We start from the raw sequence: 12,676 nt of genomic DNA, 5'->3' as shown, positions 1-12,676 counted from the left end.
AAGGAGATGAACCCATGTACAGCTTCTACATGAGGTACTATAAGAAAACACCCAACAAAACAGTGTTTACCGAAGGCATGAACAGAATCGGCAGAATTTACATTCCTCACCAACTTAAAAGCAGGCTTGGAATTGTGGATGAAATCCTGGTCCAACTGGATACCGACAAAAAATATCTTCCCCCGGGCGGGTATGTTACCTCTTTGAAAATCAACAAAGAATACGAGGCTTGCGTTCGTTTCAGCGAAAACTTGAATGAACTGGGAGAAATAGGCTACGTCTACGTCCGGCGGGAGGTTTTAGACGCCCTGGGCGTAGACAACCAACTGGCCATGAGAATTGTGCCTTACGACATTACACGCCAGAAAGAAGGTGCCCTGATTGAGACTGCCGGATAAACTTAAGCCTGCCTTAAAAACAATCAAAGCTGCCCGTGACATAGACCTGCCGCCCTGGGTAAAGAAACATAAAAAAGCCGTACTCATTACCGCCGGGCTGCCGGTGGCCTTACCACTGCTCTATATTGCAGACGTGTGGCTGCTGGGCACCCTGGCCGCTTGGCTGTCGGGGCTTGGTAAATGGGCAGACGGAATATCAATATTTGCTACCGCCGCCCAAAAAGAGGCGGCTAAACACGCATTTGATTCAGTTAGTTTTTACTGGCAGCATCCCATCACCACCGCCTGGGCCTGGGTCAGTAAAAGCAGCACCCAACTCAGTCAGCCGAATGTAAGAAAGATCTGGCTGTGGCTAAACCTGTTACTGGTATTTTTAGTACCAGTAGCTATACAAATAACCCGCAGTCTGAAAGGGGGGAAGAGAAAAAACAACTCAAAATTCTCACATGGATTAGAAGTAGCCGACAGCGCAGCCCACGGCACCTCACGGTGGGCCGCTAAACAAGATATTAAACACCTTTGTGAATTTGGCCCACCTTTAACACCTAAGATTGTAAAGAAAGGAGAAGATCATATTGACCAGACAAGCGCCCTTTAATGTGATAAAACTGTTTACCAATACCGCCTACCCGGGCGGTATTATACTTGGCGAACTGGACGGAGAGATCATCCGAGTCATACCCGGCAAAGCCCCTAAAGGGATGCCCAGCTTGGCTGGTCATGCAGCCATCTTTGGCGGCACTGGCAGCGGTAAATCCTACTCATTTGTCCTGGGCAACATGATTGCGGCCGTAGCAGACGGTCAAAGCATGGTGGTTATAGACCCCAAGGGAGAACTGGCAGAAATTATGTCTGCCTGGCTAGCAGCAATGGGCTATGAAGTAAAAATTTTCAACTTAAATACCCCTGCCTGCAGTCACCGCTGGAATCCCATTCTGGAAAGCAGTGACGACGCAGAAGTGGCAGAAATGACCTCATGCTTTATTAATAATGCGGCCAAAGATGATTCTGGCTATTTTGTGGCAAAAGAAATCCAGCTTTTAGAAGCCCTGGTGGGCCTCCTAAAGGGCGATTTTCCGGAAGAGCAAAGACACATGCGAACTGTGATGAGCCTTACATCATGGGATAAAGAACAGCTTAATTATCGTTTTAAAGAAGCCTACCAGACGGGCAAAATTAGCGCTACCATCTACGAACGCTGGCGGGGCACCGCATCAGCTAACTTTGAACACGCAGTTTCCGGCCTTTCGGCAAAACTTAAAGTGCTTACCACTGAACCACTGGCAGCCCTGTTATCACAGCAGGAAATAGAACTAAGTGATGTGGGTAAAAAAAAGACAGCACTTTTTTGTGTACTACCGGTCAGAGGAGAAAACAGAGTATTAAAACCCATCCTCTCAACCTTCTACATGTTTTTATTTAAGCGACTGTATCAACTGGCAGACAGCAACAACCGTAAACTGCCGGTACCGGTGCGTATGCTTTTAGACGAATTTGCCAACATCGGCCAAATACCAGGCTTTTCAGAAATTATTTCAACAGCACGCAGTTTAGGTATTCACATTCAATTTATCCTCCAGGGCCGCAGCCAGTTGGACGATGTATACGGCAGAGAAGAAGCAAAAAACATTTTAGCTAACTGCCCAACCCTTCTGCTATTGGGAGTTACCCCCGGGGATCTTGAAACAGCAGAAATGTTCTCGCGGATACTGGGGAAAGTTGCGGTATACGGCAAATTTGAGAGTGAAGACGTGACCGTACCGGTTGCTCACCACCTTCAGTTAAGCAAAAAGACCAAAAAGGTCATCGAAAGGTCCCTGATGACCCCGGATGAAATAGCCAGAATGCACCCGCTGGACTGCTTGGCACTGATACAGTGGTGCTACCCTTTATACCTTAAAAAAGTGGGCTGGGATAGATTGCCCCAAGCTAAAGAGATAAAAGAACTGGGAGAATTGCCCATCAGCTCAATAGTAACGCCAAGGCCATTTACTGTTAGCTTACCGAACATCAGTTATATTGAAACTAATAATCAGTCTCAAAAAAATTCTAGTACAAAAAATTCCCATAAGTACACCGTTAATTTTAACAACCACAACCACTGGTAAAAAACTAACCAAAAACTGATTTAAATGGGTATTCGAATTCTATGGAATCCGAATACCCAAGAAAAATAAAGGGGGAAATTTATAATGAAAACTCTATTACCGCCTGAAAGAAACTTTGAACAGAAAACAGATCATTGGAACCTACTTTACGATGCCAGGGACCGCAACACCATAATGACAGCCACAGTAATTGCCACTAGAAGACATGAAACCCTGGAAGGACTGGCTTGGGAACTGGAGTTTGATGGTTTTCCCAATGTCCGGGGACTGGTGCCGGCAAGTGAAACAGGCCTTCCTACCGATAAAATGATGAATTTCTTTGTAGGAAAAGAAATAAATATTCGAATCAAAGGTATCGATAAGAAAAACAACCTGGTAGCCTGCACCCGCCGCGAACTGGTAGAAGAAGCCCGTAACCGGCTTTTGCATATTGCAGAAGAAGGAATAAAATTCGAGGCACAGGTAGTCTTTGTCAGTGACATATGGCTGGGCGTAGATATTGGTGGTGGTGTAATCGTCAGTTTTAACCCCAGAGAAGCCAGGGTTTCACGCTCTATGCGGTTGGACGAATTATATAGTGAAGGCCAATATGTACAGGCCATAATTGATAAAATTGACAAATCTACCGGCCAAATTATTGTTTCCCTGATCGATCCATGGGAACATGTAAAATATATTAGAGGAGATATTGTAACCGGTACTGTTGTGCGACTCGGCCTAGGCAACATCTTTTTAGCATTAAGCCCTGGTGTGGTAGGTATAGCCCCTTATCCGGTCAATAATCCAACACCGCGACTGGGAGAAAAATTAGTTTGCATTGTCAATAATTGCAACACGAAAGAAAAAGAAATTAGTTTGTCTGTTTTTGACCCTGAATTAATTAGGGGGAGAAGAAAAAACCGCAATTACTGGCGGAATAAAAAAGCTGAAAAAACAAGCAAATTAACCCTGGTTCAACCGAACCCGGAACATAAAAGAGAAGAAAAGTAGTGTCTTTAAATCCCCGGACACCATTTGTCCGGGGATTTTCCAAAATTAATGTTAATTTGAGGTGAAGAGTATGCTATGTAATTATGACACGGACTATTTTATGGAATCAATCGAATCTACACAAGGCCGGAGATATAACATTGGCTTTGAAGAACCACTTATTGGTCGTAATATATCAAAGGATGATGTAGCCGGATATTTTAAAACATTAATGCTTACAAAAGAACATGAATCCATATTAAGATTTATTAACTACTTTCAGATAGCTGATAAGGATATGATAATCCCAGGAATAGGTATAAAGTTTAATAAATTTAAAAGATTAATTGAGGATTGTGTCATTACTGGTTTAGTCTACGAAAATCGTATAAAAACAGAAGAAAAAGAATACTTTTGGTATATGGTAGATACAGGTGGTGTATATGCCCTTGAAGATATGGGGGAGAAATATAATTCATTGCCATTTACCCTTTCTTTAGAACAAAAATATAAACAGTACCTTAAGGCGCAGTTTGTTTTTGATGTGCAGGAACTATTTGCTATGATAGGTTGTTATAAAGTAAAAGAAAACCAGAAGGGTCAGGTATATAACATAGAACTTTTGGAAGATGTCAGAGTTTCTGAAATACCTAACTACAGATTTACAATCTTCCTGGTAAATATAAAAACACTGGATGCGCTAAATATAAACAAATACGCCAAAGACCTGGCCAAACAACTGGATTGTAACGGGAACAAATTTTATGATATAAGTAAAAAACAATTTTTAGATATTGTGGATTGATTTTTGAATTAATATTTGGTATTGTAAAAATGTGTAATCAAATAAAAGGTATAGCTATCCACTGAGTGGGAAAACGGCTATACCAGGAAGACCGGCCACTATAATAACAGGGTTATTATAGTCTTCCAAAGTCAAAAACCACTAAACAGGGTTTAGTGGTTTTGACAGACAACTATGGTGTTAAGGCATAAAAACTCGGTTTTTGTGCATTTTCACAGAAAGTAGTTGTCAAAACAAAACTCGGTGAGTGGCCACACTGGGAAAATGCTGTTGTCAACTACCCCTTCTTGGCAGCAGTAAGGACCTGGCCTAATAAATCCAGGAAGATTTAGTTTAACCGCGCAGAAATGCAGCGTCAGGCGGGTGTGCTCCGCCGAGGGGAGACGCAGGTTAAACTTATGAAACGGCACCAACCCCCGTGTAGGGCTTTTGAGGGATTTCGCCGCCACGGGGCTGAGAGCAAGGAGAACCCGAACCACTGGTGAAGGTGTGGTCCCGCACTACCAGTGCTGATGCGGCGGCAAGCGCAGGGTGAAGGTGTAAGGGTTAAAGTCCGGGTATGCCCATGCACTGGATGTGATGCCGGATAAGAAACGTTTGCAAGATGATTTAGCATAAGCTAAGAAGCTATTGAAAGGTATGCAAACTGCGGTATTGATAACCGCTTTTTGGCGTGCCTTTTTTTATTGAAAGTCGTGAAAATATTGCCCAGCCGGGCAGCTTATTTTAGCGTCCGGTTGGGTAGCCGGACGCTCTGTACATAATTTTATGGAAGGAGTGTACGGCTAATGGACAGTATTAGAAAACTTATCGTCAAGACCCTGCACTACGCCATGCAGGCGGGGAAAGACCTGACTGAGCAGGACATCATGGAACGCTACAACGAGTACGTGGAGCGTTACGGCATCGAAAACGCGAACATCGCGCTTCAAAACACGCTGGCGGACTTCAAAAAGCTGGCCAAGCGGGAAGAGCAGCGCCTGTTCTGTCTGGTTAAAGCCGAGTGCCTGCGTAAATTCGGAGTCGCTCCGGCCAACCGGCGCACTTTCTGGGCGGAAATCAGAGAAAACCCGCTCCGGTTCGACACGCCGGCGGCGCGGGAGTACCGGGAAAAGTTTGCAAGATGAAATAAAAACAGCGTAGCGGGGGGATGTGTCTATGGAAAGAATTCTTATTAACTGTCAATGCTACAACTGTCTATCTTTGGTTGAGGTAGATGAAGAAGGGTATTTTATTTGCCCTGTCTGTGGATGTATCTGGAAAGAAAATTAATATTCCAGGCGGCCCGGCCCGCCCATCACCACAAAGGAGGTGAAAGGGGCGGGCAATAGATGGCCTGCCCTGCAAGCATGAAACTTGATACTGAGAAAGCAAAGGCAACCCTAAACCGGCTGATGGCCATGTTTGAAAGCGGCGACCTGCCGCCGGCCGTGGCCAGAACAATGCTTCGCCGTCAGGCGGGTGACGAAAGACCGTCTGATAAGTGGAGCATGGGCAACAGAATCATAATGCTTTTAAACGGTACCGAAGATGCCCGGGGGTTTAAACAGTGGGAAGAAGTCAATAGGCGTGTTAAAAAGGGCGCCAAAGCTTTCTATATTTTAGCGCCGTTAACTAAAAAAGTAATATTTAAAGCCAAAGAAATAGATTCGGAAACGGGAGAAGAACGTAAAATCGAAGAAGAACGCATGGTTGTTATCGGGTTTCGGTTTATCCCGGTATTCCGTTATGAGGATACCGAAGGGGAACCTCTTTTAGAAAGTAAATATGCTCCACCCGAACCGCCGCCCTTGGCTGAGGTGGCAAAAGCGTTCGGAGTAAAAGAAATTATCTACACGCCCAGCAGCGACAGATCCTACGGTTTTTATGCCTGGGGTGAAAACGGAAAGAAAATTGTTCTGCATACCCATGACGTAAAGACGTGGTTTCATGAGTTAGGACATGCAGTCCACCATACTTTCCGAAATCTTCAAAACGGGCAGGTATCAGAGCAAGAAATTGTTGCTGAAGTGTTTGCGGCCACAATGTGTGAGCTGCACGGTATTCGGGGATATCATCAGTATTCCTGGGAATATATCAAACACTACGCCGCCAATGATCCCGGCGAGGCTTTAAAAGTTATCTTTCGTGTACTATCCGATGTGGAAGAGTGCATGAAAAGGGTTTTTGCAGCAGCAGAAGACTTAGAAAAGAAAAGTGCTGCATAAAGAAAGCTGACGGCCTAGCGGCCTGTAATCCTACACTAAACTAAAAGGAGGTGGAGGATGCGGGCCGAGGCCCGTATCCGGAAAAATGAAAAAAGCATGTCCGTTCAGAGGTTTTGAAGAATGTTTGCGTGAGCAGTGTATGGCATGGTCCGGTTCCTGCCGTATGTTTGCGGTTCCGGTTATATTTTCTGGCTTAACTAATCAAAATACGGCCGAACGGCCTACCAACAACACCGGCAACCAAAACGATTCTTCTACTGAAAACGAAGGGGCAGAGAAGAACGCAAAAGAGAATCCGACAGCAGTAGTCACTGTAGTTAAAGTGGAAGTGACCAAGAATGGCAATACCAGGGCTGTTTGCCGGGTAGAAAACGGCAAGGATGACCAAATAATCATTGCCAAAAACGGTGTCGGAAAAACACTGCAAGATGGTCTGAACAAGAAGTTTGAGATCGAGTATAATGTAATGAAAGACGGGGAAGCCTGGTTTGCTATTAGAGCCAAGCAGCTGTAACCCCTGGAAAGGATTGGGAAAAAAGCAAGGCCGTCAAGGCAGGGATATCAAGAAAGAGAACGTTAATCAATGGAACTACCATTGAAGCGTTCTCTTTTTGTCTTTTCCCGGTATTTAAATACGAAAGGGGGATAAGTGTCAGCCGGAAGGCTGGTACACAAAAATATGGAAAGAGATGAAATTTACAAAGAAGCTGAAATCTTTTGTGAAGAATTAGAAAAAGCACGTGAAAATCTTTATCTATGCCGTGCTGAACGGGGAAATGAGGTAGCAAAAAAAAGCGGATTAGCTGCCCTGGAATTTTATATAAGACAGGCAGAAGGATTAATAGAAGAAATAGAAACTGCATGTTACCAATATGAGGAAGGCGAGCTTTGGGGTTGGATAAATGAAATACAAAGCGCATTGGATTCTTTTGAATTTGAAGTTTTCAATGATGACGAAGATGAAGAATAAGAAGATATAAGGCGGCAAAGGCCGCCCAAACCTAAAGGAGGTGAAGGGCGGCAGCAGCCGCCGGATATATGACTTATGCCAAAAAGTATATAAACCAGCCGCTGCAACGGGTAAATCGGCATCAGCCCTGCCCCATCTGCGGCAAAGCTGATTGGTGTTCTTTCAACGACCGCATAGCCATCTGCATGCGCATTGAAAGTAACCACCCAGTATCAGGTAAAATGGGCGGCTGGCTGCATAAACTGACTGCCCCGCCGGTATATTATCAGCCCGTGGACAGGGCAGAAAAAGCTGCGGTAAGAGCTCCAATTGAAGTGTGCAACCAGGTATACCGGGCAATGCTTAACCTTTTGTCCCTGGAACACCACCACATCAAGGAGCTCAAACGGCGGGGCTTAACGGCTGAAGAAATTGAGAAAGCAGGCTTTCGGTCACTCACCGGCATAAAGCCCTGGGAAGTGTGCCAGAGACTCATCAATATGGGTCATAACCTGGAAGGAGTACCTGGGTTCTACCAGGCCCCTAACAAAAAAGGCAACGGCTACTACTGGTGTTTCAACTACTCCCCCGGGTTTGTATTCCCCATCCTGGATTCCGAAGGAAGAATCCAGGCCCTGCAGATCAGGCTAGACAAACCCAGCGGGGATAGAAAATACCAGCTGTTCAGCTCGGGAAATAAGCTATCGGGAGCCTGTTCCGGAGTTCCGGTACATGTGGCCAGGCCGAAAGAAATAAAAGACCGCCGAATCTGGGTAACGGAGGGGGCCTTAAAGGCTACTATCCTCAGCCAGCGGATCAATGCCGTAGTTTTAGGCACTGTAAGCGTTAATACGTGGTCAGAAGCAGTAGAAGTCCTTCAAAAGAAATTCCCTGATCACGAAGTAATAGAAGCCTTTGATCAGGACAAGTATACCAACCCGCGCGTTGGTATAGCCTGCGAAGACTTTAGAAATGCGGCAGTCGGAGCCGGCAGGCGGTTATTTGAAGCCCTTTGGCACAAAAAATTCAAAGGCGTAGATGATGCCGCTGTAGCCGGGTGTAAGTTTTGGTTCAAAAAAGTATAAGAAAGGATGTTTTAAATGACTGAGCAAGTTAAGAACAGTTTCTTGGGTAAAGTAGCTTTACAAGCTTTAATGAACCGCATGGTAAAAGGCGATCATGACCTGCCTATGGAGAAATGGGCCATGATTGCTGCAGAACATATGGGCCATCTTTTCTCCGCAGTCATGGCTAATGACAGAGATAAAGTGGAAAAGGAACTGCTGCACGTAGCAGCACCACTCCTGGAGCTTTATCAAGAAATCATGAAAGGCGGTGCAGTAGAGAATGAGTACGATGGACGTTTATCTGGTCACCAGGATTGACGGTTTAACAACCAGGGTAGTTGCTAAAAGTCACGAACAAGCAAAGTGCCTGGCGGCTAAAAAGTGGGGATTAAAAGCCGGGTGAGCACGGACCGGGGTACGGTCCTTGAAGGCCCGGAAAATTAAAGAAAGCTAAAGAATTAACCAGTAGGGAGGTGCCCTGCCGGGGAATTGGCCCCGGCAGGGCCATACCCGGCTTTAAGTATGGAACAAGTACAACGAAAGGCTGTTTACGAAAGCCAACCAACCAGTGAAGATATATTGATGGATACCTTCAACTGGCTGGATGATTTTTACGAGCGTAAGCTGTTCAGGTTTTTGATTGTCGCGGTGCCGCTGTACTTTGGCGCCCATCTAATCAACTACCTGATAAATAAGTAAAAGAATATGGGTTTGGTGGTACAGCCCTGACGCAGCCCTCTCTTGTTGGTCCCTACACATGGAGGCGTGTGGGACCCACAGAGAGAGGGGGTGACGCTCATGCCAATAATTGAGTTGCTCCAGCTTTTGACAGCAGCCATTACACTGCTGACGAAACTGGTTGAACTTAGGCACAGCGTCAGCCGCAAGAGAAAGAAAAAACGTTAGGTTACATTATAAACCTAACGCAGACACAGTAAAAGCCCTATTTAAAAAACCACACGCCTCCTCCTTCACAGAGGAGTATGCTTGATTAAATTATACATTTTTTGTGGTGATAATCAAGCATAGCGTAGCAAGAAAATACCAGGCTAAAAGCCGGTAAATTCAATCCGAAAGGAGGGAGGATACCGGCGGCAGCCGGTATCAAGAACATGGAAAGTTTATTAGATTTTGGGGAAGTAATTTACACTTATACCAGACAACAGGCTATTGAAGACGGTGTGTTAATTGATGTTTCTCAAACTGCCATGGAAGTAGGATTTAGATATCCTGTAGCTGTTACCCAGGCTGTGTGGACGGAACTAATTACTCCGGATGAAGCAGATCGTACCCAAGGTCAATCAGAGACCGGCCGGCTTTGGGATGTCCTCTGGATGTGTTACTTAGCCGCCAGACGAAGCAGGGCACAATCACAGATCATGTTTAGTGTTGAAGCGGTAAGGGGTAATCACCGGGAAACAGTGAAGCTCAAAGCACTGTGCCACCCGGGTGACAGGGGAGAGCCCGTTGTCACCATCATGCTGCCGGATGAAGATTAAAGGGAGGGTTTTTAAATGTTAGTTGAAAAGATCTGCAAAACCTGCGGTAACCCTTTTTACCCTTCCATCAACGGTAGTAGCGAGGAATGTGATTACTGCCTTACTCACTGTGAGCACGGGACATATATAGGATTCCCCGGCGGCCCTGACTATTTGTGCTACTGGTGTGAAGCCGGCATATCTGCAGAAAAGATGGAAAAAATGCTGAAAGCACACCAAGTTTTTGAGAACAGGTTAATTAAGCACCGGATAAGACAGTTGATAAAAATATTTCAAAGAGAAGGGGTTACTAAACTCCTTCATAACCATAAGTTTTTAAATACTGTAGCAGAAATTGCTAAGGCTGATGTGAGGGAGTTTGGTAAAAAAGCGCTGATTGTAGAAAGAATTTAGGAAAGGATGATAGATAGTATGGTTATTGAATCGGGAGATTATTGCAATAAGTACGAGGCATTCATAACGCGAGAAGTCGTAAACAAATGTGATAAATACAAGGAAGAAAGTTTTAAAGGTTGCAGTGGAAGTAAATGCGACCATCATATTCACAAGGTTATTGTTAAAGAAGAATAAACTTTATTAACAGATTTTGGCCTGGTGCAAGCCAGGCCATCCCCTGACGGGGGAATAGCTTTGCAACAATTTTGTCCTACGTGCTGGGGTTACAGCACATATGATTATATTTCACCTGGTGGAAACCAGGTTGATCGGATAGGTTCGGTAGAACCTGCGGCAGTGGTAACTGCCTTAAATCACTTGTCTCAGCTCATTTTTCCCAAATGAGTATTTTCCATCATAGGGATCGTTCCTATGTATGGAGTCTAAACGTCGATGACCGGTAGGTGAGACGGACCGGTAGGGCGGCTTTAGGGACCCGGTCGAGAGCGACGGGAGTCGCATGGGTCGAATAAAGACCTGTAAGAAATACATAGCCGTTGGGCTGATGGGAACAGACCAATGGCGGATGAATATCGCAAAGCTTCCGGCAGGAAGGTTTGCGTCCAAGACCCGTAGGGTCGTTTATTTAGACCGGTAGGTATAAATAAACGACCCTGGCAGGGGGCGTCAAACCTTAGCTTTGCTATTGCCTTGAAACGGTAGTGTCAAGGCAATAGCAAAGCTAAGCTCTTGGGCGGGAGCCCAGGGTACCACAGCACCGGTAGGTGCTGCTTGCATTGCGGCAGCAATGCAAGCTGGTCGGTAAAAAAATGATCAGGAGGAATTTATTTCTGCCCTGGTAAGGGCAGTCAAAACCCTGGCAGTGGTACCTTTATCCTGCGGCAGCTATACGAAAAAATTAATTTATGTCCGGATATTGTCCGGACATAAAACCTGAAACATGTAATGAATGTCCGGAAAATGTCCGGACATAAGCTATTTTAAAATACACGATATAGTATTTTTTAAAAAATTTGGAAATGAAATACACTGTGGAGAATAATTTGTCCGGACACATTCCGGACAAATCTGAAAAACAAAACTAAAACAGGATAAAAATTGTCCGGACAATGTCCGGATATAAGGAATTTCCAAATGTTTTGCCCGGACATTGTCCGGACATAAACAAAAAGGATGGTGTAGCATGACGAAGGTTAAAACCATATATCGGCAGATTGACCAGTTATTTAGTATGTCGAGGAGCTTTGGACAAAAGAAAAAGGAATTAAAGAAAGCCGGTCAGCTGGACGCAGCTATAACTGGGGCTGCAACATACGACCTCTACCGGGCGGCTTGTATGCGGTTTGCCAAAGACCTAGCGGAGAGAAGGGGGACAACAAAATTTCAAATATGTTCCGTAACTTCTGAAGAAGTGCGGAATTTTCTTGAAAGGATAAAGCAGATCCGGAGGCCAGAAACAGTACATCAATATTCTTCAGCCCTTGAAAAATTGGAGAAAATGACAAATAAATGGTTTGGCAGGGTGTCCTGGAAAATTGATGAGTTTGAGCGACCTCGCCGAAGCAGGGAGGATGTTACGGTTCAGCGCGGGCCGGCCTATACACCGGAAGAGGCAGATCGGCTTATTCAGGAGTTGAGGAAAATAAACCCAAGAGCAGGGGATGCCTTAGAATTTATTCGGGCTACCGGCTGCCGGGCCGAATCAATTTTTGGCACCGTTTTGAAAAAAGGGAATAAAACCTATAGGGATTTTAGCAAGGCTATTACCGCAGAGCGTATTAATCTTCAAAAAAGGACGGTGACATTAATTGAGAAGGGAGGGAAGGTAAGGGAAGTAAGATATGATGGACAATTTCATAATCTTATGCAAAGATTAGTTCAAGAAGCTTCCTATGGAGGTATTTTTGCCGGCGTAAATCAACAAACCATTTATTCACAGATTAAGACGATTGCGGAAAAAAGTGGCTTTAGTGGTCGTGGATTGCACGGAATGCGAAAAACCTTTGCCGTCCAACGGCACAAGGAATATATAAGCAGAATAAATGAATTGGTGAAAGCCAAGGATTGGCAGGGACTTGCTGAAGAATTTTCAATATCAGAGCAAAAGGCCAGACGTATGTGTAAAAATCCACTAAGAAAAGTGGTGGATGTTGTGTCCAGGCTCAGGTTAACACGGGATCTTGGGCATAACAGGGTGGAGGTTACTTACCGGTATGTTCCGAGGAAGGAGAAAAAGAAATAACCATGAAATGGTTCTAAAAGTTTTGACGAAAGGTGA

General features: G+C 44.8%; 15 protein-coding genes. All 15 read left to right on the top strand.

Translation table 11 applies throughout. The features are described from left to right. Positions 1 to 14: 14 nt before the first annotated feature. The gene (locus BUB67_RS10840) at positions 15 to 398 is read left to right on the top strand and encodes a hypothetical protein (RefSeq protein ID WP_073239448.1); all 384 of its coding nucleotides are present in this window, start codon (positions 15 to 17) and stop codon (positions 396 to 398) included. Next, positions 382 to 996, top strand: a complete 615-nt coding sequence (locus BUB67_RS10835; RefSeq protein ID WP_073239447.1) for a hypothetical protein — start codon at positions 382 to 384, stop codon at positions 994 to 996. The genes BUB67_RS10840 and BUB67_RS10835 overlap by 17 nt, the downstream gene beginning before the upstream one ends. Further along, positions 974 to 2,506, top strand: a complete 1,533-nt coding sequence (locus tag BUB67_RS10830; protein WP_073239446.1) for a VirD4-like conjugal transfer protein, CD1115 family — start codon at positions 974 to 976, stop codon at positions 2,504 to 2,506. Before BUB67_RS10835 ends, BUB67_RS10830 begins: the two co-directional genes overlap by 23 nt. Positions 2,507 to 2,590: 84 nt before the next feature. Continuing rightward, positions 2,591 to 3,496: a hypothetical protein gene (locus tag BUB67_RS10825; protein ID WP_073239445.1), complete on the top strand. Its 906-nt coding sequence runs from the start codon at positions 2,591 to 2,593 to the stop codon at positions 3,494 to 3,496. Between the two features lie 100 nt (positions 3,497 to 3,596). Next, positions 3,597 to 4,280, top strand: coding sequence for a hypothetical protein (locus tag BUB67_RS10820; protein WP_143157063.1), 684 nt, complete (start codon positions 3,597 to 3,599; stop codon positions 4,278 to 4,280). A gap of 788 nt (positions 4,281 to 5,068) precedes the next feature. Further along, a complete protein-coding gene (locus BUB67_RS10815) occupies positions 5,069 to 5,407 on the top strand; it encodes a hypothetical protein (protein WP_073239443.1) in 339 nt (112 codons plus the stop codon). 204 nt (positions 5,408 to 5,611) lie between these two features. Beyond that, entirely contained in the window at positions 5,612 to 6,487 is an 876-nt protein-coding gene (locus tag BUB67_RS10810) for a zincin-like metallopeptidase domain-containing protein (RefSeq protein ID WP_073239442.1), read from the top strand. A 124-nt stretch (positions 6,488 to 6,611) separates the two neighbouring features. Continuing rightward, a complete protein-coding gene (locus BUB67_RS10805) occupies positions 6,612 to 7,001 on the top strand; it encodes a hypothetical protein (protein ID WP_238457025.1) in 390 nt (129 codons plus the stop codon). Between the two features lie 135 nt (positions 7,002 to 7,136). Then, positions 7,137 to 7,457 carry a hypothetical protein gene (locus BUB67_RS10800; RefSeq protein ID WP_073239440.1) on the top strand — a complete coding sequence of 107 codons (321 nt, stop codon included), beginning with the start codon at positions 7,137 to 7,139 and terminating at the stop codon, positions 7,455 to 7,457. A gap of 68 nt (positions 7,458 to 7,525) precedes the next feature. After that, positions 7,526 to 8,521, top strand: coding sequence for a topoisomerase (locus tag BUB67_RS10795; RefSeq protein ID WP_073239439.1), 996 nt, complete (start codon positions 7,526 to 7,528; stop codon positions 8,519 to 8,521). Positions 8,522 to 8,536: 15 nt separating this feature from the next. Then, positions 8,537 to 8,821, top strand: a complete 285-nt coding sequence (locus tag BUB67_RS10790; RefSeq protein WP_073239438.1) for a hypothetical protein — start codon at positions 8,537 to 8,539, stop codon at positions 8,819 to 8,821. Between the two features lie 204 nt (positions 8,822 to 9,025). Beyond that, positions 9,026 to 9,202: a hypothetical protein gene (locus tag BUB67_RS16450; protein WP_159431837.1), complete on the top strand. Its 177-nt coding sequence runs from the start codon at positions 9,026 to 9,028 to the stop codon at positions 9,200 to 9,202. A 413-nt stretch (positions 9,203 to 9,615) separates the two neighbouring features. Next, a complete protein-coding gene (locus tag BUB67_RS10780) occupies positions 9,616 to 10,002 on the top strand; it encodes a DUF6573 family protein (RefSeq protein ID WP_073239436.1) in 387 nt (128 codons plus the stop codon). A 15-nt stretch (positions 10,003 to 10,017) separates the two neighbouring features. Continuing rightward, positions 10,018 to 10,395 (top strand): hypothetical protein, encoded by a 378-nt coding sequence (locus BUB67_RS10775; RefSeq protein ID WP_073239435.1) that lies wholly within the window; start codon positions 10,018 to 10,020, stop codon positions 10,393 to 10,395. A 1,186-nt stretch (positions 10,396 to 11,581) separates the two neighbouring features. After that, positions 11,582 to 12,640: a site-specific integrase gene (locus tag BUB67_RS10770; protein WP_073239434.1), complete on the top strand. Its 1,059-nt coding sequence runs from the start codon at positions 11,582 to 11,584 to the stop codon at positions 12,638 to 12,640. Positions 12,641 to 12,676: the final 36 nt, after the last annotated feature.

Source organism: Desulforamulus putei DSM 12395, from assembly GCF_900129195.1.
GTDB classification, from domain to species: domain Bacteria; phylum Bacillota; class Desulfotomaculia; order Desulfotomaculales; family Desulfotomaculaceae; genus Desulfotomaculum; species Desulfotomaculum putei.
The sequence above is the reverse complement of the archived record's forward strand: the minus strand, read 5'-3'. Positions and strand labels throughout refer to the sequence as shown.

What these genes read in the sequence shown, in the direction of transcription:
- BUB67_RS10840 (WP_073239448.1), top strand. Translation starts at nt 15, where the DNA reads ATGTACAGCTTCTACATGAGGTACTATAAGAAAACACCCAACAAAACA.
- BUB67_RS10825 (WP_073239445.1), top strand. Translation starts at nt 2,591, where the DNA reads ATGAAAACTCTATTACCGCCTGAAAGAAACTTTGAACAGAAAACAGAT.
- BUB67_RS10820 (WP_143157063.1), top strand. Translation starts at nt 3,597, where the DNA reads ATGGAATCAATCGAATCTACACAAGGCCGGAGATATAACATTGGCTTT.
- BUB67_RS10815 (WP_073239443.1), top strand. Translation starts at nt 5,069, where the DNA reads ATGGACAGTATTAGAAAACTTATCGTCAAGACCCTGCACTACGCCATG.
- BUB67_RS10810 (WP_073239442.1), top strand. Translation starts at nt 5,612, where the DNA reads ATGGCCTGCCCTGCAAGCATGAAACTTGATACTGAGAAAGCAAAGGCA.
- BUB67_RS10795 (WP_073239439.1), top strand. Translation starts at nt 7,526, where the DNA reads ATGACTTATGCCAAAAAGTATATAAACCAGCCGCTGCAACGGGTAAAT.
- BUB67_RS10790 (WP_073239438.1), top strand. Translation starts at nt 8,537, where the DNA reads ATGACTGAGCAAGTTAAGAACAGTTTCTTGGGTAAAGTAGCTTTACAA.
- BUB67_RS16450 (WP_159431837.1), top strand. Translation starts at nt 9,026, where the DNA reads ATGGAACAAGTACAACGAAAGGCTGTTTACGAAAGCCAACCAACCAGT.
- BUB67_RS10780 (WP_073239436.1), top strand. Translation starts at nt 9,616, where the DNA reads ATGGAAAGTTTATTAGATTTTGGGGAAGTAATTTACACTTATACCAGA.
- BUB67_RS10775 (WP_073239435.1), top strand. Translation starts at nt 10,018, where the DNA reads ATGTTAGTTGAAAAGATCTGCAAAACCTGCGGTAACCCTTTTTACCCT.
- BUB67_RS10770 (WP_073239434.1), top strand. Translation starts at nt 11,582, where the DNA reads ATGACGAAGGTTAAAACCATATATCGGCAGATTGACCAGTTATTTAGT.